This window comes from Streptomyces sp. NPDC126497 (assembly GCF_040302425.1).
Taxonomy (GTDB): domain Bacteria; phylum Actinomycetota; class Actinomycetes; order Streptomycetales; family Streptomycetaceae; genus Streptomyces.
Genome location: NZ_JBEORT010000059.1, coordinates 21,668 through 43,056 on the forward strand (window position 1 = coordinate 21,668; position 21,389 = coordinate 43,056).

The 21,389-nt window shown below is 71.5% G+C and carries 28 protein-coding genes; 4 read left to right on the top strand and 24 right to left on the bottom strand.

Annotated features, from left to right (window positions below; translation table 11 throughout):
- Nucleotides 1-8 precede the first annotated feature (8 nt).
- The 9 genes from ABTY20_RS22995 to ABTY20_RS23035 all read right to left on the bottom strand — a co-directional run bounded on the left by ABTY20_RS22995 (nt 9) and on the right by ABTY20_RS23035 (nt 11,289).
- Nucleotides 9-491 (bottom strand): hypothetical protein, encoded by a 483-nt coding sequence (locus tag ABTY20_RS22995; protein ID WP_351998900.1) that lies wholly within the window; start codon nt 489-491, stop codon nt 9-11.
- A gap of 4 nt (nt 492-495) precedes the next feature.
- The gene (locus ABTY20_RS23000; RefSeq protein WP_351998901.1) at nt 496-795 is read right to left on the bottom strand and encodes a hypothetical protein; all 300 of its coding nucleotides are present in this window, start codon (nt 793-795) and stop codon (nt 496-498) included.
- Between the two features lie 7 nt (nt 796-802).
- A complete protein-coding gene (locus tag ABTY20_RS23005; protein WP_351998902.1) occupies nt 803-1,495 on the bottom strand; it encodes a hypothetical protein in 693 nt (230 codons plus the stop codon).
- Nucleotides 1,496-1,508: 13 nt separating this feature from the next.
- Nucleotides 1,509-2,405 carry a hypothetical protein gene (locus ABTY20_RS23010; protein WP_351998903.1) on the bottom strand — a complete coding sequence of 299 codons (897 nt, stop codon included), beginning with the start codon at nt 2,403-2,405 and terminating at the stop codon, nt 1,509-1,511.
- A 41-nt stretch (nt 2,406-2,446) separates the two neighbouring features.
- Nucleotides 2,447-4,237, bottom strand: coding sequence for a major capsid protein (locus ABTY20_RS23015; RefSeq protein ID WP_351998904.1), 1,791 nt, complete (start codon nt 4,235-4,237; stop codon nt 2,447-2,449).
- 177 nt (nt 4,238-4,414) lie between these two features.
- Nucleotides 4,415-7,618, bottom strand: coding sequence for a hypothetical protein (locus tag ABTY20_RS23020; RefSeq protein ID WP_351998905.1), 3,204 nt, complete (start codon nt 7,616-7,618; stop codon nt 4,415-4,417).
- Nucleotides 7,602-9,443 carry a proline-rich domain-containing protein gene (locus ABTY20_RS23025; protein WP_351998906.1) on the bottom strand — a complete coding sequence of 614 codons (1,842 nt, stop codon included), beginning with the start codon at nt 9,441-9,443 and terminating at the stop codon, nt 7,602-7,604. Before ABTY20_RS23025 ends, ABTY20_RS23020 begins: the two co-directional genes overlap by 17 nt.
- Nucleotides 9,444-9,697: 254 nt before the next feature.
- Nucleotides 9,698-9,913, bottom strand: a complete 216-nt coding sequence (locus ABTY20_RS23030; protein WP_351998907.1) for a hypothetical protein — start codon at nt 9,911-9,913, stop codon at nt 9,698-9,700.
- A gap of 92 nt (nt 9,914-10,005) precedes the next feature.
- Complete coding sequence (locus ABTY20_RS23035; protein ID WP_502991865.1) at nt 10,006-11,289, bottom strand: NsdA family TPR-like regulatory protein; 1,284 nt, start codon at nt 11,287-11,289, stop codon at nt 10,006-10,008.
- A gap of 118 nt (nt 11,290-11,407) precedes the next feature.
- Between ABTY20_RS23035 and ABTY20_RS23040 the strand changes: the two genes are divergently transcribed.
- On the top strand, nt 11,408-11,788 hold the full coding sequence (locus ABTY20_RS23040) for a hypothetical protein (protein ID WP_351998908.1): 381 nt from the start codon (nt 11,408-11,410) through the stop codon (nt 11,786-11,788).
- 64 nt (nt 11,789-11,852) lie between these two features.
- Here ABTY20_RS23040 and ABTY20_RS23045 read toward each other — a convergent pair whose 3' ends face one another.
- The gene (locus ABTY20_RS23045) at nt 11,853-12,260 is read right to left on the bottom strand and encodes a hypothetical protein (protein WP_351998909.1); all 408 of its coding nucleotides are present in this window, start codon (nt 12,258-12,260) and stop codon (nt 11,853-11,855) included.
- Between the two features lie 395 nt (nt 12,261-12,655).
- Between ABTY20_RS23045 and tgmA the strand changes: the two genes are divergently transcribed.
- The gene (tgmA, locus tag ABTY20_RS23050; RefSeq protein WP_351998910.1) at nt 12,656-12,847 is read left to right on the top strand and encodes a putative ATP-grasp-modified RiPP; all 192 of its coding nucleotides are present in this window, start codon (nt 12,656-12,658) and stop codon (nt 12,845-12,847) included.
- A 51-nt stretch (nt 12,848-12,898) separates the two neighbouring features.
- On the opposite strand, the gene ABTY20_RS23055 is transcribed toward tgmA, so the two are convergent.
- Nucleotides 12,899-13,195, bottom strand: a complete 297-nt coding sequence (locus tag ABTY20_RS23055; RefSeq protein WP_351998911.1) for a hypothetical protein — start codon at nt 13,193-13,195, stop codon at nt 12,899-12,901.
- A gap of 217 nt (nt 13,196-13,412) precedes the next feature.
- On the opposite strand from ABTY20_RS23055, the gene ABTY20_RS23060 reads away from it, so the two are divergent.
- Together ABTY20_RS23060 and ABTY20_RS23065 are read left to right on the top strand one after the other, a co-directional pair.
- Nucleotides 13,413-13,811, top strand: coding sequence for a hypothetical protein (locus ABTY20_RS23060; RefSeq protein ID WP_351998912.1), 399 nt, complete (start codon nt 13,413-13,415; stop codon nt 13,809-13,811).
- A 3-nt stretch (nt 13,812-13,814) separates the two neighbouring features.
- Entirely contained in the window at nt 13,815-14,915 is a 1,101-nt protein-coding gene (locus ABTY20_RS23065) for a tyrosine-type recombinase/integrase (RefSeq protein ID WP_351998913.1), read from the top strand.
- Between the two features lie 51 nt (nt 14,916-14,966).
- Here ABTY20_RS23065 and ABTY20_RS23070 read toward each other — a convergent pair whose 3' ends face one another.
- From ABTY20_RS23070 to ABTY20_RS23130, 13 genes are all read right to left on the bottom strand, one after another.
- Nucleotides 14,967-15,293, bottom strand: a complete 327-nt coding sequence (locus ABTY20_RS23070) for a hypothetical protein (protein WP_351998914.1) — start codon at nt 15,291-15,293, stop codon at nt 14,967-14,969.
- Nucleotides 15,294-15,326: 33 nt separating this feature from the next.
- Nucleotides 15,327-15,722: a hypothetical protein gene (locus ABTY20_RS23075; RefSeq protein WP_351998915.1), complete on the bottom strand. Its 396-nt coding sequence runs from the start codon at nt 15,720-15,722 to the stop codon at nt 15,327-15,329.
- Nucleotides 15,723-15,724: 2 nt separating this feature from the next.
- Nucleotides 15,725-16,003, bottom strand: a complete 279-nt coding sequence (locus ABTY20_RS23080) for a hypothetical protein (RefSeq protein WP_351998916.1) — start codon at nt 16,001-16,003, stop codon at nt 15,725-15,727.
- A gap of 81 nt (nt 16,004-16,084) precedes the next feature.
- Complete coding sequence (locus tag ABTY20_RS23085) at nt 16,085-16,465, bottom strand: hypothetical protein (protein ID WP_351998917.1); 381 nt, start codon at nt 16,463-16,465, stop codon at nt 16,085-16,087.
- A 39-nt stretch (nt 16,466-16,504) separates the two neighbouring features.
- Nucleotides 16,505-16,876 (bottom strand): hypothetical protein, encoded by a 372-nt coding sequence (locus ABTY20_RS23090; RefSeq protein WP_351998918.1) that lies wholly within the window; start codon nt 16,874-16,876, stop codon nt 16,505-16,507.
- 17 nt (nt 16,877-16,893) lie between these two features.
- On the bottom strand, nt 16,894-17,325 hold the full coding sequence (locus ABTY20_RS23095) for a DUF1360 domain-containing protein (RefSeq protein WP_351998919.1): 432 nt from the start codon (nt 17,323-17,325) through the stop codon (nt 16,894-16,896).
- Nucleotides 17,326-17,438: 113 nt separating this feature from the next.
- Nucleotides 17,439-17,804, bottom strand: a complete 366-nt coding sequence (locus ABTY20_RS23100; protein ID WP_351998920.1) for a hypothetical protein — start codon at nt 17,802-17,804, stop codon at nt 17,439-17,441.
- A gap of 314 nt (nt 17,805-18,118) precedes the next feature.
- On the bottom strand, nt 18,119-18,373 hold the full coding sequence (locus ABTY20_RS23105; RefSeq protein WP_351998921.1) for a hypothetical protein: 255 nt from the start codon (nt 18,371-18,373) through the stop codon (nt 18,119-18,121).
- 136 nt (nt 18,374-18,509) lie between these two features.
- Entirely contained in the window at nt 18,510-18,998 is a 489-nt protein-coding gene (locus ABTY20_RS23110; protein WP_351998922.1) for a hypothetical protein, read from the bottom strand.
- The gene (locus ABTY20_RS23115; protein WP_351998923.1) at nt 18,995-19,318 is read right to left on the bottom strand and encodes a DUF7239 family protein; all 324 of its coding nucleotides are present in this window, start codon (nt 19,316-19,318) and stop codon (nt 18,995-18,997) included. The genes ABTY20_RS23110 and ABTY20_RS23115 overlap by 4 nt, the downstream gene beginning before the upstream one ends.
- A 70-nt stretch (nt 19,319-19,388) precedes the next feature.
- Entirely contained in the window at nt 19,389-20,750 is a 1,362-nt protein-coding gene (locus ABTY20_RS23120) for a terminase large subunit domain-containing protein (protein ID WP_351998924.1), read from the bottom strand.
- Between the two features lie 90 nt (nt 20,751-20,840).
- The gene (locus tag ABTY20_RS23125; protein ID WP_351998925.1) at nt 20,841-21,017 is read right to left on the bottom strand and encodes a hypothetical protein; all 177 of its coding nucleotides are present in this window, start codon (nt 21,015-21,017) and stop codon (nt 20,841-20,843) included.
- Nucleotides 21,018-21,138: 121 nt separating this feature from the next.
- A partial coding sequence (locus tag ABTY20_RS23130) for a LysM peptidoglycan-binding domain-containing protein (RefSeq protein ID WP_351998926.1) occupies nt 21,139-21,389 on the bottom strand: 251 nt, incomplete at its 5' end.

A 21,389-nucleotide genomic window follows, 5' to 3' on the forward strand; every position in this document is an offset into this window, starting at 1 on the left:
GCGCCTCCCTACGCGCTGAAGCGGATGAGGCCGTTGTCCGACCACACGACGGTGAAATTCCCGCTCACCACGGACTGCGCGCCACCGAAGTAGAGGAAGGCCACGCCCTGGTCGGCGACGGTGCCGCCGGTGACCGTGTCGTCGTAGACGAGGCAGCCGTAGGCGTCGGTCAGCGTGACCGTGCCGGCGGCGGCGAGGTCGGCCGCGTCGAACATCACCGTGCCGGCGCCCGGCACGGTGACCGTCTTGGACGCCAGGGGGCGCCCGCCGGCGGGCCAGTTGGCCCCGCCGCTCGCCTCGCGCGCCGTCGTCCAGGTGCCGGTGTTGTAGCCGGTCGCCGACACGGCCGCGTCCGCGTCCGGGCTCACCGTGTTGTTGAACAGCGCCACCCGGATCACGTCGGAGTCCAGGCCGGTGTAGCCGGTCCCGGACGCCTGCATCATCGGGCCCCGGATCCACTCCCGGAACACCCGGCTCTCCGTCCACGCCATCGGCTCAGCTCCTTCTCACGTGCGCGGTCGGGGCGTACACCACGCGATCCTGGCCGTCGTCGCGCGTCACCGTCACGGCCATCACCGGGCGGCCGTCGCCGTCGTGGCGCACGTCCTCCCCGCCGACGTAGTCCTCGCGCAGCACAGCGCGGACCTCGCAGCGCACCCCGTCCAGCACCATCGGGGTGAGCAGCCCGGCCAGCCCCGTGCAGGCGTGGAAGCGGTCGCCCGGTCCACGCGTGACGGCGGTGGCCGTGCAGTTGGGGCACGACCACCGCCGTTCGGCGTCCAGGATCCGCGTCACGCCCGGCTCACAGCGTCAGCGGGTTGACCTGCGGGGTGGGCGGGGGCGTGGTGGTGATGTTCCACAGCCAGTGGTCCCCGGCCTTCACGGACTCTCCGGTCGGCAGCCAGGACGTGCTGCCCGGTCCGTCGCCCCAGCCGACTCCCGGCGCGACGGACGCGGCCTGCGTCTCCGACTGCACCTGGAGCGTGGACCGGCCGTTCTCCACCGTGTACGTGCCGATCCGGGAGGCGCCGACGTTGGGCCACGCGTTGTAGATGTAGCGCTGGGCACCGGAGGCGTCGCACGCCCCGGACCCGGCGACGCGCTGCCACACCTCCAGGCTGTACCGGTTGGACGGCGAGCCCTCGGCGAAGGCGAAGCCGGTTCCGGTCACCCCGGCGCCGTTGACGGTCAGCTCCCGCGCGCTGGCGAGGTAGGCCACGCCGGTGGTGTTGATCTCGCAGAAGTCGATGGTGAGCTGCATCCGCTTGAGGACCGGGTCGTCCTTCTGGTTGACGCACGGCGTGCCGTCCGCCGTCCTCTCGAAAAATTCTTCGCCGTCCTCGTACTGGGGTTCCATCTGAACCTGTACGAAGCCCTTGGTCACGACGACCAGAGAGCCGGTGCCGGTGACCGGGTTGCCGCAGGCGTCCACGCGGACGATCCTCGCGTGCGTGCCCTTGATGGCGGTTGCCGCGCTGGCGACCGTTGCTGGCATTGCTGTTCACCCCTTACGCGGGTACGCCGAGAGTCATGAGGGCGGCGAGATGCGCGCACTCCCACCCGAACAGGTAGGTCCGGCTGGCCATCTTGTGAATCGTGTTGGTGGCCCGGTCGAATGTGCCGGGGAAGTCCCGGACGGCGACGTCGCTGCGGAAGCCGAACAGGGCTCCGGTGGCGTACAGCCACACCGCCCCGGCCGCCGGGGCAGAGCCGTCCGGGCCCGTCCCGGAGTAGCCGGCCGCCGCGACGATCCGGTGCCCGCCCGGCGTGCGCAGCACTCCCGGCTCGTCGTCGTCCTTGCGGATCAGGCTGCGCGCCTTCAGCGTCGCCAGCGCGGCCACGGGAACATGCACCACACCCTCACCGCCGTACTGCTCGGCGAGCGCCTGGTCCAGCCGGCCGACGACCACGGCCGCGTCGTCGGCCGCACCGAGCACCGTGTCGGCCGCCGTCTGAAGCCGGATGCCCTGCGGGTCGTCCAGCGCGGAGTCGGCGGCCAGGTGCGGCCACACGGTCGCCTGCCCGCCGGCCTGTCCGGACCAGAAGGCGCGGGACACCTGGAACGCCTCGGAGCGCGCCAGTGCTTCGGCCGCCTGGTCCACGTCGGGCAGGCCGATGAGTGAGCAGTCGAACGCCGCGAACACGGTGAACGCGGTGGCGCCCCGGTCCACGCCGCCGGCGGCCGTGGGCTCCAGCGGCGGCGCGGCAGGTGCGGCGCCGCCTGTGCCGGTGACGGCTATGCACTCGTCCGCGTACGTCGTGTCCGCCCCGCCGCACCAGTCCGTCCAGGTCACACCCTGCTGCCAGTGCGGCCCCGACGGCGTCGGATGCTGCGCCGCGTCCCACAGCGTGTTGGGGAGCGCGACGAAGCCGGGCCCGTCGACTATGCCCCGGATTCCTGCCACGTCACGCTCCCCTCACGTCCTGCCCGGTCACCGATGACGGATCAGATCTGCGCCGCTGCGGCGAGTCCGGCGGTGCCGGCGCCGTTGACCTGGAAGCTCGCCCGGTACAGCCGCGACTCGTGGCCGACCTTGGCGACCAGGTGCGCCTCCTCGGCCCACAGCGCGGTGTAGTCGTTCTCCGCGTTGAGCACGCTGTCTCGGATGACGCCGAGGTCGAGCTGGAGGCCGTTGCCGTGCAGGAAGGTGCCCGCCGCGTAGAGCATGAAGTCGACGGACGTCGGCCAGGCCGTCATGTTCGCCGACGTCCGGCCGAACTGCCCGGTGCCGCGCACCTGCCAGTCGGAGACGAACTGCGGACGCACGTTGCGGTCGGTGAACCACGCGGTGATCTGCGCGTCCGACACGGACTCGCGCTCCACCGAGGTCCGCCAGGCCAGATCGGCCCGGATGACGGCGAGCGCCCAACGCGGCAGGACGATCTCCAGCACCGCGTCCTCGCGCATGGCGAACTTCGCGCGGTAGTCGATCGCCGCCAGCTCCACGGAGTTGAGCAGCGTCTGCGTCGCCGGGACGTTGCCGCCGAGGGTGATGGCGGAGGTGGACCGGGCGACCATGAGGGAGATCAGCCGCGCGTTGATGACGTGCGCGTACGCGGCGCGCAGCAGTCGGATGAAGTTCTGCGTCGCCTCCGGGTACGCGTCGTCGGTGAGGTTACCGGCGGTCAGGCTGATGCCGTACGCCTCCAGCCGGGCCTCGTCGAACGTCGGGCACGGCACCCGGAGGGTGGGCTTGTTGACCGAGCCGGTGACGGTGGCGATGTCGTCGGCCTCAGTCCACAGCCACGGGTCGGAGGCATTGGTGAACGGCACGGCGAACCCACCGAAGCCGGACGCCGGGTTGGATCCCGCGTTCTGGAAGAACACGTCACCGATGCTGGGACTCACCGGGAAGCGGATGCCGCCCCGGGAGACGCCGACGGTCGGCAGGTCGATGAGGCCCACCGGCGTGTCGGCGATGTTGAAGAAGTCGTAGCTGACCTCACTCGGCGCGCACCAGCCACCACCGGCCAGCAGGGCGTCGGCCTTGCCGCGCTCCTGCGTCATCGAGTGCCACAGCTCCTCGATGGTCGACGCGCTGGTCCGGTCGTCCACGGTGTGGTCGAAGCTGTTGCGCACGGAGGCGACGAGGTGACGCGGGGCGCCACGGTCGCCGTACTGCGTCGTCGGCACGGCCTTGGCCTTGGCGCGGAAGGCCTCGCCCAGCGCCTCCAGCGTCGGCATCGACTGCCCGGCCGCGACGCCCGGGATGTCCACGGACGCGGTGACGGCCATCGTCTGCGCGCCCGGCGCCTTGGCCTGCGGGGCCCGCTCGCGCACCTGCGACAGGGAGGCGATGCGCCGGGCGGCGATGTCTCCGTTGCCGTCGTAGATGACGGACGCCACACCCTTGGCGACAGCCTCGGCCACCGCGTCCATGTTGAAGGCGACACGGCCGCCGGCGGTGACGGGTGCGGTGCCCTCGCCTCCGTCACCGCCTTCGCCGCCCTCGCCGCCGTGGACGGACTGACGCAGGAGGGCCATCTGGCGGGCCCGTTCCTGCTGGGCTGTGAGCGCGGCCTCTTCCGCGCGGACCGCGCGCACACGCAGCTCGGCGCGGATGCGGTCCAGGTCGCGCGTCAGGCGCTCGCTGTACGTGATGTGCTCGGGGGTGAGGCTGTCGAGTCCGGCGATCCGGTCGAACTCGCCGACCGCCGACGTCTCCAGCTCGCGCAGTTCCGACTCCCCCACCAGAGAGAGGTCGTCGGGTGCGCTGAACAGCTCGGGCTCCGACACTGCGGACCTCCCGGGAAAGTGGTCTGATCAAGTCGGCGCGCACCGTACATACAAACGGCCGAATCGCCAAAAGCCACACAGGCTCAGACGATCCGGCCGTCCGCACTGGTCAGCCGCCGATGGGCTCCGGCTCGGGCGGCGGAGGCGGGGCGGGGCGGTTGCAGCCACACATGATGATCACCTCCCTTCGCTGGTGTGGACCTTGCGGGACAGGGACGCCAGGACGCGGCGGTAGGCCCACTGGTCCAGCTCGTCCTCGGTCAGCCCTTCGCGGAGCTGCGGGATACCGGCCGCGACGAGGGCGACCTGCTGGCCGGACGCGAGGTGCGTCTTCAGCTTGGGCACCGGGAAGCCGGGGACGTTGACGGCGAGCAGGCCCACCAGCCGCAGGTGACCGCCGATGCGGCGCCAGTCGCCCGACACCTGCCCGGCCGCGCGCAGTTCGTGGATGCGTTCCTCCGACGTGCCGGGCCGGACGGACCCGGCGACCCAGATTCCGTGCGCGTCGTTGCCCACGGCGACGTCGGCGACGGCCGCGCCGGTGTTGTCGTAGTGGTCGGCCGCCGCGCGGTGGCCGTACGACAGCGGGGCGTGCCCGGTGCCGACGGTGATCTGTCCGACGGACGCCACACCCCCATCTTCGGTCCACACGTTGCCGGTCAGGAAGTACGGGTGCGCCTCCTCGTGCGGGGGCGTGACGCACACGCCGGCCTGTCCGATGTGGCAGGTACCCCACAGCGCGGCGTGACCATAGACCCGGCCCTCCGGGGTGACGGTGATCCCGGTGGGCACCGACAGTTTCGGGTTGGTGAACCACGAGGCCGGCGGGCGCAGCGGCGTCTGCACGGTCAACGCCCGGGAGCGGGACACCCGCGTCTCGCGCACCGCGCCGATCGGCTCCCCACCGGCGACCACACCGCCGCTGTCGTCCAGCAGCGCGATGTAGGCCTCGGCGAACGCCGGGATATCGACGAGGGTCGCGGCCCGGATCCGGCCCCGGTTGAACACCACCTTCTCCGGGGACGCGAACAGCATGTCGAACGGGTCGGGGCCCTCGCCGTCGGTGTCCGGGTCGGTCGGCCAGACCAGCTCCATGTCGGCGTCCTTGATGGAGTCGACGTCCACCGACACCCCGCGCAGGAACTGGCCCCTGATCTTCCCGTGCACGGTGCGGCCGTCCTCGGTGGACAGGTCCAGCACACCCTCACCCATGATCAGGCCGCCGTCCTCGCGCCAGATCTTGTCGATGCGGCCGACGTTGACGGCGATGGTGCGCGGCTCCCCGCCGTGGGAGTCCTCCTTGTTCCACCTCAGCGGCAGCGGCAGGTCGGCCCAGGTGAGCGCCTCGGGCTTGAACTCGCGGCCATCGCCGGTCTCGATGCCTTCCACGGTCAGCGGGCCCCGCCACGGCGCGGTCTCACCGTCGGCGCCGATCTGCTCGGCAGGCTTGCCCGCCACCTGCTGCGCATCGGCCGCCGCGCCGTGGGCCAGCGCTTCGGCCTGCCCGGCCGCCTTCTGCTCACCGACCGGCACGCACTCGCCGCCGTCGTCCGGCTCCATGCCGGGTGGGCACTGCGTCTCACCGCCGGCTGCCGCCTGGTTCTCCTTCAGCCGCCTGTCCTTGCGGGTGCCGGGGTTCGGCTCGCCCCTGCCCAGGGCCTCCGCCCCTTCGGTCGTCTCGGTCGCGCTCGTCACGGTGCTGTCTCCCTCCGCCGCGTACAGCGCGGCCAGTTGGTCGTCGGCGTCGCCTTCGGTTGCGTGGCAGCCGGACACCGACCCGTCGGAGTCCTTGACCACGGCCCACGGCTTGCCATCCGGGCACCCGGAGTGGCCGTGGACCTTGTGCCAGGGCATGGCGGTCTCCTCTCCGCTCGCCGTGGTCGCGGGTGTCTGGTCCCGGACCTCCTGCCAGACGGCGACGATGAAACCCCGGCACGCGTTGCCGTACCGGGCCCCGGTGCAGTCCCGGTAACCCATGACCGGGTACTCCGCGACGGCCGCGTCCAGAGTGGTGAATGTGCGGCCGTCGATCACCTTGCAGGGGCCGCACGTGCGGGAGTCCAGAATCTCGCTCGCCACATAGCTGGACGCAGGGGGCGCGGCCTCCATCACCGCGTGCCGTCCCGCGTTCTGCGCGGCCGTCATCGCCTGCCCCACGGCGGCGCGCACCGACGTGTCGTCCACCGTGGCCAGCTCCCGGTCCACCTCGGCGGCGATCTGCTCCGACGGCCGGCTGGAGCGCAGCAGTCCGGACAGCTTGCGCTTGGCGGCCGTGAGCAGGGCCCCGGACATCAGGTCGCTGACCAGCTCGGATATGGAGGACAGCAGCCGCCGTCCGGCGAGCGCGGCGGTCACCGCGTCGCCCTCGTCGTCGGGCAGCGACCAGTCGGGCACCCGCACGCCCTGGGCCTCGGCCTCGCGCTGGCACGCACGCCCCGCCTTGACGGCGAACTCTTCCATGAGGTTCAGCAGGGTGACGGCCGCTGCCTGCCGGTCCAGCGACAGCCCGAGCAGCGCGTCGATGTCCTCGTCTGCGAGATCACGGGTGATCTGCTCGCGCAGGTCCAGGCGCCACGCGGCCGTCGTGGACTTCAGCGCCTTGAGCGCCCCGGACGTCGCAGCCTCCCACTCAGCGTGCACCGACGCGAAGTCGGCGCGGCTGGACAACTCCAGCTCCGTCGGCTCCCGGCGCAGCGGACCGGCGGCGGCCGTGATGGCCGGGCCGGTCAGCGGGACGTCGTGGTCCTCGTCGCCGAAGGACACGCGGAGCCGATCGAACGTGACCGGGCCCAGTCGCTGCTCCAGATCCGGGAGGAACGACGGATCCTCGCTGTACGCCGCGCAGATGTGCGCCACCCAGGGGTGATGCTGTTCGGGGACCAGCGGGGACGCGTCAGCCGTCAGCAACACATCGGCCGCCGTCTGCCGGTATTCCTCCAGAAGTTCCTCGCGGCCTTCCCCGAACGAGAGGTCTCCTACGGACCACACCCAGGAAGGACTGTCCGAGTCGCCGTTCCAGTGCGCCGCCCCGAATACCTTGGCGGTGACCGGTGGAAGGTGCGCGGCGTACGCGGTCAGCTCGTCCACGATCGACATACGTACGTCGCCGCCGTACGTGGCTGCGTCGTCGCCCAGGTAGTACAGCGTCAGGTGCAGTTCCTCGGCCGGCTCGCCGCCGGGTACGGCCAGGCGCGCGGCGTCCTCGGCCGTCGGCATGAGGGCAATCATGCAGCCCTGCGTGTGCGAGCCGTCGGCAGCGGCCGTCAGGACAGGCGGGTGCGGGTGGGAATTCCTGCGGACCACGGCCACGGCGTCCGGCGGGAGTTGCCCGCGCAGCAGGTCCCCGCCCTCGTTGACCTCTACCTCAGCGCGCTGCTCCATGACCGCTCACCGCCCTCGGCCGCAGGGATGTGGAGATCATCGCCGTGGTGTCCGCGTAGGGGCTGCGGCCGTCCAGCACCAGGCGGCCGAAGGCGTCCAGGTGGCACAGGTACGTCCCGGACGACCCGGGCCGCACCGACGGTGCCGCCGTGGCAACGGCGTGCGTGAACGGGCACGAGTACTCGTGCTCGCCGCACAGGGCCGGGTGCAGCAGGTCCCATCGGCCGGCCGCGCCGACGCGGATCATGTGCTGCGTGCGCGCCTGCTGGACGAGGCGCTGCGCCCGCTCGGCCGTCGCGGCCTGCGACGGGGGCCCGGTCTCGTCCTGCGTTGGCGGGGGTTCGTCGCCCTGCGGCTGCGCGCGGCCGGCCGGCTCCTGCGGTCCCTGCTGGTTCGCCGGCGGCGGGGTGTTCCCCTCCTGTACGGCCTCGGCGGTACCGGGGTCCTGCGGGGAGACGGGGACGATCTGCGGGACGTCCTCGCCGAGCAGTTGCGCGAGCGCGGACGCGGCGCCGGACGGCAACGTGCGGATGATGGTTTTCAGGGCCAGGTCCCGCAGCTCGTCGCCCTCCGGCTTGTCGGTCTCGCTGAAGCCGAGTTCCCGGCGGTACGCCTCGGACGACAGCTCCATGCGGTCGTACGCCAGCGTCGCGTTGCCGCTGCGGTCGGGACGCAGGGCCAGCTCGCTCATGTCGTACCAGACGACCCACGCGGCGGGGTCCTCGCCGGACGCCTCAAGGCGCGGCTGGAGGTAGCCGGTGGTCAGGGCGTCGCAGATCAGCTCCGCGACGGGCGCGATGTGGGTTTTCAGCGCGCCCTCTTCCAACTGCCAGGCGCCCCAGTGGTTGACGTCGCCCATGCCCAGCAGGATCTCGGCGGGCATGTCGAGCTTGGTGGCCAGGCGCTTGATCGCACTGTCCCGCTTCTCGATGATCTTCTCGTCGATCTTCAGCGTGAAGTCGATGTGCTTGACCTTGTCGATGGCTTCCGCCGGGCCGACCAGCGGGATGGGGACGACGGCGGACGCGGTGCCCGGGTTCTGGATCGCGGTCGCGCTGATCTCGACCCACTCAGCCATGAGCGGGTTGGGCTCGTCGGCGAACTCCTCGCGCACCGGGAACGTCAGCTCGTCGGGCAGCAGGACGAGGCCGGCGGACGCCAGGCGGGACAGATACTCGGACGTGATCTTCCGGTTGACCAGCTCCAGCTCACGCATGATGTCCCGGGCGCTGCGGGCCGGGGAGTCGGCGAGGTGGTAGTAGCGGTCGTGCGGACGCCAGACGCGGACGACGTGGTGCTCCGGGGCGAGGTCGCGCCAGTCCTGGCCGGCGGTCGCCGCCTCCTCGTCCATCACCTGGTACTTGCCCGACTGGACGCGGATCTCGTCCACGGAGCGCACCTGCCAGCGTTCGACCTTGCCGTCCTGTTCGCCGACCAGGTAGCCCTCACCGGGCAGGGAGAGCTGGACGGTGAGCCGGCGCATGAGCTGAGCCTGCCGGGTGACGCCACCGCCGAACAGCATCATGAGGTCAGCGGCCGTGCCGGACGTGACGATCTCCGGTTCGTCGCTGTCCGGCTGGAGCCTGGCGGCGCGCAGGCGGACCCGGGAGAGCATGTTGGACAGCCACCACACGCCGTAGTTGAACTCGCCGAGCGTCTCGTGGAAGCGCCAGACTTCCTCCTGCCACTTCTCCGTGCGGCGCAGGAACTTGGTCTCCGGGCCGGGCGGTTCGGCGGCGGCGGCCGTCAACGCATCGGGCGGGGGCGTCGGCAGCGGGGCGGGGTTGGTGACCCCTCGTCCCCGGAACACGTCGTACCACGGCACTGCGGACCTCCCCGGCTCGGATCGTGGGGCATGGTAGCCGCGATCACCCGAATGGCCGTTTTCACGGCAAACGGGCCCAGACCCGTGCGGGGCCCGCCGGCCACCACTCCGACGAGCCCCGCACCCCTGCGCACCCGCGACCCGAGGATGTCGTGGGAACTGCGCGCACCATACGCGCACCGGTAGATATCACCTACTCGCACGGGTAAGCCCCGGCCCTGTGGTGGCGGGCCGGGGCTTCGCGGTCTGGTCGGTCAGGCGAGCGCGCCGGCTCGGAGCAGCGTGCGGACGGCCTGCCGGAACTCGCCCTTCAGCTCACTGCCGGCCAGCGCGTCGCGCAGGAACTCGCGGGCCGTGGATCGGGTCTCCATCCGGCCGGCCGCCCAGCGGAGTTCGGTAGAGACTCCGTGCTCGCCCCGGGCGACCTCGGCGAGAATGTCCTTGGCGTCGGCGATGTGGCTGGCGTTCATGTCGGTTCCTTCTTCCCTGGTCTGTCGGCCCGGCGTCCCCGTCCCGATGAATTAATTAAACCATTAGTTGTCGGGGGACACAACCCCGGACGTCACAGCCGCGCGGCCACCCGCTCGCGCAGGTCGGTGACGGCTGGCGAGTCGGGGACCGACGGCAGCCGCGCGGCCACGGTCGCCAGGCCGTCGGAGATCTTCGTGGACTGCACGCCGGCGGAGCATGACAGGAAGTCGCCCCAGGTGGCCAGCGCCTGCGCGGTGTTGCCGCGCTTGAGCTGCACGTGCCCGAGGTCGGCGAGCACGATGGCCCGGGTGCGGCGGCGGTCCAGGCCGTGAATGTCCAGGGCCAGGCTCAGGTGCTCCTCGGCGGCGGCGAGATCGCCGAGCCGTGCGTGGATCATCCCCGAATCGTGGGCCCACCGGCCGTGGCTGTAGTGGCTCGCCCACGACTGCCCCGGCGCGGCCGGCGCGTGCTCCATCGCGCCCTGCGCGGCCGAGAGCATTCGGGCCGCCGTGGCGCGGTCCCCGTCGACCGCCTTCGCGCGGGCGAGCGTGTTGCGGTAGTAGGCCAGCGCCTTCGGGTTGTCCAGCCGCCGCCCCCGCTCCTCGCACGCCTCGGCCAGCCGCACGGCCGTCGGGACGTGCCCGAGGTCGATGGCCTGATCGGCGAGTCCCCGCAGCGCGGTCGCCGCCAGCTCGTTCTCCCCGGCCTCGGTGGCCAGGCGCACGGAGTGGACGAGGTAGCGCTGGCTGAGTCCCACGGCGCCCTCATCCCGGGCCATCCACCCGATCAGGTGCACCAGTTCGGCGGTCGCCGCGAACAGCTCCCGGCCGACGGCCTCGGTGTACCGCCCGTCCAGCCACCGGCGCACGTCCTCGGTGAGGTAGCGCACGGCCAGGTGCCGCGCGTGCCCGCCACCCAGTTCCGAGGCCGCGTCCCCGAGCGTGCCGGTCATGGTGCGCACCGCGTTCACCTCGCCCATGCCGACGGCGACGCGGCCGGGCCGGGTCACGCGCCGGGCGACGGCCTCGGCGTCGGCGAGGTCCAGGGCGGCCAGGCCGGCCCCGGCCGTCGCGGCGAGGAACGTCCTGCGGTTCACGTCGTCTCCCCCAAGGGTCATGACCGAGGTCACGGTGTCGTCCGGGCCCGCCGCGTCGTGGCCGGGCGCGGAAAGGTCGATGCGCAGCGCCTGCTCGATGTAGGGGAGCCAGTCGGTCGGCACGCGCCGGCCCGTCTCCCACCGGTACACCTGCTGCCGGTCGCAGTGCCCCCGCCGCCCCCAGCGCAGCTCCGATAACTCGTCCGCCAGGGCGGCCTGGCTGCACCGGGGACGGCGGGCCTCGCGGGCCGCGCGGATGCGTTCGCCGATTGTCGACATGTCTTCCTCGGTCTCTGGTCCATGGTCTGGCCTACGCCTGGCCTACAGTCTGGCAGCTACGCGCGGGCCCCGGCAGGGCGTTGACTGGTCATCACGCCGACGACCCCCGGAGGACATCATGCCCGCCGCACTCGCCCTTCCCACCCTCACCGGCACCGCCCGTCGCGCGGCGGAGATCCATGACGCGTGGACGGCCGACCCGGACATGCCCGAGATGGCAGGCTGCATGGCCGACGCCGTACGGGTCCTCGCCATCCGGGCCGCCGTGCACGAGGCCACCGGGGACGCCGGTGCCGCCGCCCTCGTCGCGCCGGTGGCGGTGGAGCTGTCCGCGCTGCTGCTGGAGCGCCAGTTCCCGGAGGTGGCCGGCGTCATGGCGCGCACCGGTCACCGGTTCATCGCCGGGCGCCGGGGGACTCACTGGCAGCCCGGCGGGTACCTGCACCGGGTGTACGGCGACGCCTTCGGGCAGGCAGGCGGCCGGCACTGGCCCGTGTGACGGCGCGGGTACCGCGAAGCCCCGGGACCTGTGGTGGAGTCCCGGGGCTTCGCCGCGTCTGGGGTCAGTGCGCGGCGGCCAGGGTCGCGCGGGCCGTGGCCAGGATGCCCGCGACGACCCGGCTGACCGACTCGCCCGCGCGCAGCGTGTTGCCACGCTCGGTGCAGAACACCCGCCGCTTCTGGAGGGTGGACCCGAACTCCACCGGACCGTATGCGGCCAGCCACTCGCGGGCCCGCTCGACCTCGGCGTCCCGCTCGCGCTGCGCGGCGGTGGCGCGGCGGGTGACCCACGCCGTCTTCCTGCCCACGGCCTTGCCGGCGCAGGAGGTGCCGTAGTAGACGGCCTCGCCGAACTCGTTGCCGTCCTCGTCCAGGGGCATGAGCGCCACGGCCCGCTTGATCCGGGTCCCGCAGCACTCGCAGGTGTCGGTCGCGTCGGTGATGCCCTTGATCGTGAACGTGGCGTTCATGGTCGGTCCCTCATTCCTTGGTCTGTCGGTCCGGCTCCCCGTCCCGATGACTTAATTAAATCATAGGGCTCCCGGGAAGACAACCCCGGGGCTCCTCCGATTGTGTGGACTTCCGGCGGATCGCCAACCCGCGCCAGAGCAGGCCGGGACAATCGACGCCATGCCCCGCCGCCGACACCCGGGCCACCGCAGCGATTCCGACGTGGCCATCGCAGACCTTCACGCGTCCGGTCCGCAGGACGACTCTGGACCCATGGCACAGACTCAGCAGGAGACGGAGCCCGGGTGCACCTGCACCGGCGGCCCCTATACCCACGGGCCGGAAGGTCTCCGTCAGGCCTTACAGACGACCCGCCCCGAACCGCAGCCCGACCCGCCGACGGAGGAAGACGACCATGACTGAACCGTTCGCGCTCCGCCATGCACGGCCGGCCGCACCCGACCCGGACGTGCCGTACACCTACGACCCCGAACTCCAGCTCAACGTCTTGCCGGACGGAACACCGGCCGCCGAGGACCACGAGGTACTGCGCGCCCTCGGCACCACCACGTCCACGGCCGGGACCAAGACGCACTTTGACGACTGACGCGACGAAGCCCCGGAGCCACGCCGGCCCGGGGCTTCGTCGTGCCTGCGGTCAGGCGGTCCGGCGGGCCTGGTGGCCGCTGTACTCGCACGGCGCGCAGCCGTCGCCGTTGCAGTCCTGGCAACGCTTGCTGATCTTCACCTGCTTGACGGACTTGGGGAGGTCCAGGTACGTCACGTCCTGCTCGGCGTTGCGGTACCAGACGGTCACGTGGCCCGTGCGCTTCCGCGTCGTCCTGGTGACGATGCCGAACGGCTCGTAGGTGGCGGGGTCGCGCAGCTCGTCGCCCTCGCGCAGTCCAGACGGGGCAACGCTCTGGATCTCGCTGGCGATCGTCGAACTGTTCATCGTCGGTTCCTTCTTTCCTTGGTCCGTCGGGCCGGACCCCTGCCCGATGACTTAATTAAACCATAGGTGCGGCCGGTGGACAACCCGGAGGTTGCCACGAAACCGTCGTCCCGCAGAATCGCTCCTGGCGAAGCGCAAAACGTGTGTTTTGCATCGGGCGATCTTGCGTCCCGGTAGGCTCATCGCGTCAGATCCGCCACCACCCGGAAGGAATACGATGACCGACCTGTACGCCGCGCTCGGCGGTTCGTCTCCCGAAAACAACGTGGGGGAGGACTACGCCCGCCTGGTCGACTACTTCGGCCGAATCGCCGGCGCAATGGGTGGCGGTAACCTCTACTACGCCTGGGACAAGGTCGACGGGCTGCGCAGTGCACTTGCCGCGTTCGAAGCCCGGCTGAGCGAAGAAGTTACCGAAGACGGGGAGACCTTCCGGAGATTCACCGGCCGGGATCTTGACGGGTCGAAGGTCTCCGCCGCAGCCGTCGTACACGCCCGTGCGCACAGTGTCGGGAAGTTGCTTCACTCCCCCGACCAGATCAAGGACGAGACTGTCCGCCAGGCTTTGCTTGACAGCGAAGAACGCGTACGCCAGTTCCATGAAGGTCTCGACTGATCTGTGACGATCACGACCACGGAACCCGGAGCGCTCGCCGTCGACGACCCGGCGCTGCGTACCGTCATGTCCCTGCGGGACCGGCTGGGCACCGTCGCGCCCCGCGACCCGAGGACGCGCCGGCTCGGCCCGCGCGTGCACCGCCTCGACCTGCTGCACGAGCTGTGCGAGCGCGAGACGTTCGGGCACGTGGCCGGGTGGCTGTCCTCCGAGCGGTTCACCTCCGACGGTACACGGCGGGAGTACGCGGACGACATCCGGCACTGGGCCCGCGCCGGCCGGGAGCTGGTCGGAACCGAGCCGTGGTACCTCGGGGCGATCACCCCGGACGTCATCCCGCACTGGCGCGCGTGGACCGACGACCTCAAGCTGGGGCCGCGCCGGGTCAACCGGCTGGCCTCGTCGCTGACGTCGCTCATCGAGTACACGAAGTTCCGCACCCGGCTGGACATCGTCAATCCGATCACCCGGTACGACCGGCCGGTCATCGACCAGCACGACGAGGCGGCGATGACGCCGGTGTTGGAGGTGGAGGAGTTCCAGGCCGTGATGGAGCAGGCGGCCACGGCGCGGCAGGCGTTCGTCCTGGTGCTCATCTACACGCTGGCCGGCCGCGTCTCGGAGTGCTGCGCCGCCGACCGGCGGGACATCCGGTCGGTCGGCGGCGAGTGCAAGCTGACCCTGCGACGCAAGGGCGGCAAGCCCCGGACGTTCACCTTGCCGCCGCTGCTGTGCGAGCTGGGCGCCCGGTGCTGGGACGACTCCGTGTCCGGGCCGCTGTTCCTGGACGACGACGGCCGGCCGATGGACCGGCACGCGGTGGACCGGCTGCTCAACCGCCTCGGCCGCGCGGCCGGCGTTCTACCTGGACGGGACCTCACCCCGCACGTGCTGCGCGCGAGCAAGCTGACCCACATGTACGACGAGGGGCAGAAGGCGCAGGACGGGAAACCGACACCGGACGACATCCGACGCTTCGCCGACCACAGCCACCTGTCCACGACGATGCGCTACATCCGGCGCCGCGACGACGAGGCGCTGAAGCGGACGCACGCGGCGGCGGCCGTCCGCGTCTACGAAGGCCTGGTGGACCGGTTCCTGTGACATGACGAAGCCCCGGGCCGTGACGGCTCCGGGGCTTCGCTGCGGCATGTATCAGGCAGGCACCCAGCCCTCGGCCATGTCGCTGGCGATACCCCGGACAACGGTCTGAACCCGCAGGTGGTTGTACGGCGGCGTCGGCCCCGGGTGGGACAGCCTTTCCAAGATTCGGTCCGAGACACGCTCGACCGTGGTCCGGAGGAACTGACCGCGCTCGGCCCGGTAGTGCGTGACGACGTACGCCACGCTGGCCGTGACTCCGGGATCGGCCCCGGCGGCATCCTCGATCCTGCGGACGAGTTCCGTGCGGTCCGGAGCGGTCCCGTCGGCGTAGTGGTGGTTCACCCAGTCGGCGATGTCGGAAAAGGTGGTGGTGGTCACGATGTCTCCTCGGTCTCGGTACGGTAGGACCGGTCAGAGTCGACCGTACGTTTCCTCGATGTCCGCCATGCACGGTTTGCACGTACTGTGCCCGAGCCCCCACGCCACATCGGCGAAGTCGTCCGGGTCGAGCCAGGTCATGCACGACCCGCACAGCTCCTGCCCAGGCGCGGGCACGGAGTGCAGCCGGTACCCGGTCCGACGCTCGGCGACCTTGTCGGTCAGGCCCGTCGGGTGCAGGGACGAGGCCTTCACCCACCGGTGTCCGCCGAGGCCGCGCAGGCCGCCGAACGGGTCCCAGACGTAGACGTCGTCCCCGTGCACGCGTTCCACGACGAACGGCCGGCACCGGGATCCGACGGAGGCCCGGCACGGCATGTAGGTCTGCCTCGGCTCCACCGTGAACGGCGCCGCCTCGCGGGCCCCCATGGTCAGGTCCGGGAGATGCGGGCGTAGGTGCCGGTGATCGCGTCACCGACGACCCACACTCCCTCGCGCTTGAAGCCGTGCGCGGCGAGGATGCGGTCCGCCTCGGTGAACGGCTGCTCGGGCTGCGCGGCGAAGAGGTGGTCCACGCCGTCGTCTTCCAGCGTGTACTGCTCGGACCAGGCCGGGTCCTTGCGGCCCCCGTACATCGTGACGCCCTCGTAGACCGCGAGGTTCGCCCTGTCGTCCGTGATCTGCTCGATGTACGCGCGAGTCTCGCCCATGTCCCGGCCCTCATTCCTTGGTCGCCGTTCCTTGATTTGATTAAATCACGGGTGTGCGCTCGGCACAACCCCTCGGACCGTCTAGGCCACGGTGCACCCGGCGGCCGTCAACGCCTCGCCGATGAGGCCCCGCTCATCGGGGGTCAGCGGACGCGTGCTGTCCCACTCGTTGCGTGGGTCCCAGCCGAACAGGACGATGGGGCCGCGTGTCTCGGGAGCGGCCCCGGCGGGGACGCCGGCGACGCGGGCCAGCGCGGCAGCGGCGTACGGGTTGGGCGCGTACACGTCAGGGAGGATCAGCGCGCAGTCGGACATGGCGATACGAAGGCGTGAGCCGTCGGTGAGGAAGGCCCGGCCGATGCCGTGCGGGCCCAATTGCTCGTTGGCTGCGGCGATCTCGTCACCCCACTCCGCGCGGCCGTCGGGGTGAATCAGGACGTACACAGGTTCCGTGGCGGTCATGGACCGTACGTTACCGGCACGCACGAGGACGCCGCGAGGTCACTCCGTGGAACTGACGGCCCCGAGGGACTGATGGGCCCGGCCCAGCGCGGCCTCCAGCGCGCGGGCGTGCCGGATGGCCCCGGCCACCGCGCCGTGGAACGCGAGCAGCCGCTGCGCCAGGTCGTCCGGGCCGTGCTCGCTGCGCAGCCGTCCGGCGTCCTCGTGCGCGCCGATGAACGACTCCACCTGTCCGAGGGCCTGCGGGAGTCGTTCGGCCAGGATCGCCAGGTTCGCCACGACGTTGCGTGCCTCGTCCGGGTACTGCCAGCCTGCGGCCGGCCGGGACAGAGTGGCGTGGGCCAGGGCGCGGACGGCTTCGGCGGCGGCGTCGGCGAGCTGGTCCGGGGTGCGGGGTTCCGTGGTCGTCATGGCCGACGAGCCTATCGTCAGGCCCACTCCCGCGAGGCGAGCAGCGCGGAAGCGCCCCACACCGCGCCCCACACGAGGACCGGCGCCGGCACGCCGACGGTGAGGGCGACGCCGGCCGTGATCGCGGCGGACAGCCAGCCGGACACGCACCACGGGCAGGAGATCAGCTCGGCCAGCCAGTGCGGCGACCACCGAGCCCGGCGCACGTAGCGGTTCAGCTCGCCGTCTATGACCATCAGCGTGCCGAGGGCCGGGTGACGGACGAACGTTTCCTCGCCCCGGGGCCGGCCCGGGGACCACTTCTCCTGTTCCGGTTCGGTCAGCGGACGCCACCCGCCGGCGAGGCGGTCGCGCAGCCACAGCACCGGCGGGAACGTGTCCTTCACGGCCAGGCGGGCGGCGCGGTAGCTGGCGAGGATCATGCAGGCGATGAGCAGCCAGGTGGGCACGGCGGGCGCTCCAGGGTCGTGGACGGGACGCCCTGTCGGGCGACGATCGGAGGTGGTCACCAGGCCGAACGCCCCGCCATAGGAGAGACGTTGCGCCTGGTGGCCCGGTTGCGTCAAGCGACGAGACGGCCCGGCGGGGAAACCTCGGGCGGCTGCGGCGCGGCGACGTTCGGCCGGGTGACGAACCACGCGACGAGCAGCATGATGGCGCCGACGACCTGCGCCTGGTCCTCCGCGCTCCACTCGAACGCGAAGTAGCTGACCAGCGACACGGCGGCCACGACGAGGCCGTTGACGGCCGCGATCACCCCGTCCCCCACCTGCACGGCGACGATGATGCCGAGGACGGCCGCGACGATGGCCGTGATGATGGATTGGAGCTGCGCACCGAACCCGAGGCCGAAGGCGGAGAGGATCTGCCACACCGCGCCGACGGCCGCCAGCCATACCGCCGGCTCCCGCCCGTACACCTTGCCCATGACTGCCTCCTAGGTGGGATCAATCCCGGGGCAGGGTAGGGCAGATCCGCCGATTCACCATCTCGGGCGCCGCCTCGTCGGTACGTTCAGGGGCATGCTTCTCTGCTGCCCCCAGTGCGGGACCACCGACGCGGTTCATCAGACCACCCGGACGATGACGACGCACCTGCGACAGGTGGGCGGTGAGTACCTGGATTGCAAGGGCTCAGGTGAACAGGCCGTGGCCAAGTATCCCGGCCAGAGCCGCGCACAGATGCGGACTAGGGTAGCTGCTTCCCTGCGCCGCTGGAGTCGATCCGACGGCGGCGGGGCTTCTACAGCAGACCGCCCGTCGGCACGGTGACCGTCTGCCGCGCTCGGGGCACCGGCGCCGCGTCGGGCGCGCACCAGGGGCACCGGGCCACGGGTGTCAGATGGTGCTCGGCGTGCACGGCCCGCTTGCACACGCACCGGTCCCGCCCAAGGACGCGGACGGCTGCGTCGGCAGCGGCGAGCACGGCGCGCGGGTCGTCCACGCCGTGCTCGCGCAGGGCCCCGGCCACGGCGGTCAGCAGGCGATCGTCTTCCATGCGGTGTACCTACCCAGTCTTCAGGGGACGGCGAAGCCCCGGGCCGGGGGAGGCTCCGGGGCTCCGATCGGTCAGAAACCGGGGCACTGGACGTGGTGCTGGCCGTCGCGGCCGTGGCACGTAGGACACATGATGCTCACCTCCCCACGGTGCGGTTCGCCTGCCACTGTTCCCGGCGGCGCTGCAACTCCGCCTTGGCCGACTCCAGCCACGCGACCTCCGCCTCGGCGCCGTCCAGGTCTTCGGTCAGCATGACCTGGCCGAAGACGCGGGTGTCCCGGAGCAGCGGCGGGACGCGGTCGGCCAGCGCCTCACGGGCGGCAGCCGCTTTGACCGGGTCGGGCCCGGTCGGCCGCAGCTCGGGCGCGCCGATGCCGGTGACGTCGCACGGCTCCAGCAACGGCACCGTCCCGTCGCCGATGCGGTCCCACCGGCCGGCGGACGGCCCGCCGGTGACATCCTCGTCCGCGATGAGCAGCGGCACGGCGTGCAGGCTCACCGGGTCCACGCTGTAGGCGACCAGGGTGTACCCCCCGATCTCGTCGGCGTAGCGGGTGCCGAGGGGCACGCGGTCGGCGAACCTGTGCGGGCCGTCCTCGGTGATGGGGCGGGGCGTGTCGGTCATCGGGACTCCTTCATCCGCAGCACGACCACGAACGAGGTGACCGGCTCGATGGAGAGGTCTCGGGCAGCGTCGACATACAGCGCCTCGTCCCGCAGGGACACGGTGTATGTATCGTCCCCGGTGCCGAAGGTGACGTCCACGCCTTTGCCCAGTGGGCGGCTCACGTCGGACATCTCGGCGAAGACGTCGGAGTCGTCAGGACCCGCCGTGAGCGCGGCCCGCGCCTCGTCCAGCGCGGCGCTGAGTGAAGCGATCCGCGAGTTGAGGTCGGAGATGTGGTCCCGCACCCACGCGGGTTGCTTGCGGATTCGGTCGTCCACAGCGGTGCCTTCCTTGGTCGGTGTTCCGTTGAATTAACTAAACCATATGTCGGGCGGCCGAACAACCCCGTCACCCAATCGAGCGCGCGGCCGAGGACAGGCCGCCGGACACGGCGATGCCGGTCATCGTCGCCTTCACGATCCGCTGGTGCCAGGCCGGCCAGACCATCGCGTCCAGCCGGTCCGGCGACCAGTCCAGCTCGTCGTACCAGGTGCACATCTGGTCCTCCAGCTCCGGGAAGTCGCCGGCCATGTGCCAACGGCCCTGCTCCGACAACGCGCTCACCGGCTCGGCGCGCACCTTCTTCCCCCGCGTCGCGCGCACCACCTTGATCGGGATGCGCACACCCATGGAGTCGGCCGCCGCACGGATCGTGTTGACGGCCATGTCCCCGCCGAAGTTGACCTCTACGCAGATGTCGTCCGCCTCGTGGTCGATGGCCGCTTGTACCGCGCGCCGGCCCCAGCCGTCCGGCGAGAGGTGGCAGGTGCGGTCGGCGATGACGAACCCGTGGGCGAGCTGCGCCGGGCGGCCGTCGGCCCGCACGTGCTCGCGCATCGCCTTGCCGACGACGACGATTCCCTGTTCGCCCCGACCGCCCGAGGGGTCCACGCCGACGGAGATCTTCGCCAGGTCGGGCAGGTCGGTCGGGCGCACCCGGTGCGCGTCGATCATCGCGCGGGTCCACAGCGCGTTCTCGTCCTGGTCAAGGATCTCGGCGTGGAGTTCCTGCCGGCCGATCTGCGTTCCCGCGTAGGCGTCCTCCAGGGCGTCGCGGATGTGTTGGGGTAGGTGGGGGTTGTCGTACATCGACGCCCGGGACAGGACGACGTTCTCCACCCCGCCGGACGCCAGTTTCTTGATCAGCGCCCGGGGCTTGGGGGTGGTGGAGGCGACCCAGTGCGGCCTCGGCCCCGTGCGCAGGCCGAACCGCATCTGGTCCCAGGTGTCGTCCAGGTACCGCCACGCGGCCAGCTCCTCCAGCCACGACAAGCACCGGTTACCGCCGGACCGCAGGCGTTCGACGCTCCCAGGGTTGTCCGCCCCGAACAGCTTCGCCTCGGATCCGTTGGGCCAGCGGATGACCGTACCGCCCTGGACGGTGGTCATCGTCGCCTCGGGGCTGTGCACCCGCAGGCCCGACGGCCCGGCGTAGCAGGACGTCGCCGCGTCGCCGAGGGTCGGGGCGATAATGCCGATCCAGTGCGGGACGGGGCCGGGCAGGCACGGCGGGCCCATGACGTGCTCGTGGACGTACCGCGCGCAGGCGTCGGTCTTCCCGGCGCCACGGCCCGCCATGAGCAGCCAGCCGTACCAGTCGCCGGGCGGCGGGACCTGGTGGGGCAGCGGGGTCCAGCGCGGCGCGGTCAGCGTCCGCGCGTGCATCAGCAGTTGCTCCGCCGCGCGGGTCCTCAGCCTCGGGTCCACCATGTCGACATTGTCGGCCGCCGGGCGGCGCGCGGTTTCCGGAGCGCGACGAAGCCCCGGAGCCGTGGTGGCTCCGGGGCTTCGTCGCGTCGGTCAGTGGTCGCCGGGGCGCTCGGGGTGGACCGGGCACGGGCCGTAGGCGCCGGGGTGGTTCGGGTCCTCCGGGTGGACGTGCGGGCGGCCGGACAGCGAGCACGCCGTCTTCGGGTCCTCGTCGCAGAACTCGATGCACGTACAGGCGTCGATCTCGTCAAGCAGTTCGCGGCCCATGGTCTACCTTCCTTGGTCAGCAATTCCTGATTTGATTAAACCACCCGTCCGGCGTCTGCGCAACCCCGTGCACGGTGAAGCCCCTCCCGGGCAGGGGTCGGGAGGGGCAACCAGTGGTGCCCTACGCCGCGTTGGGGATCCGCAGCACCTGACCCGGGAAGATCAGGTCCGGGTCGTAGACCTTGTCCCGGTTGGCCGCGTGCAGCACGCGCCAGTCGAGCCCGCGCGCATCGGCGATGGACGACAGGGTCTGTCCGGTGCGTACCGTGTGGCGGCCGGGGGCGGGTACGTTCACGTCGCCGGCAGTGCGCGGCCGGGCGGGGACTTCCGCACGTGGCGCCGGCGGGGCCGCCTCCCTGCGCGGCGCCTGCG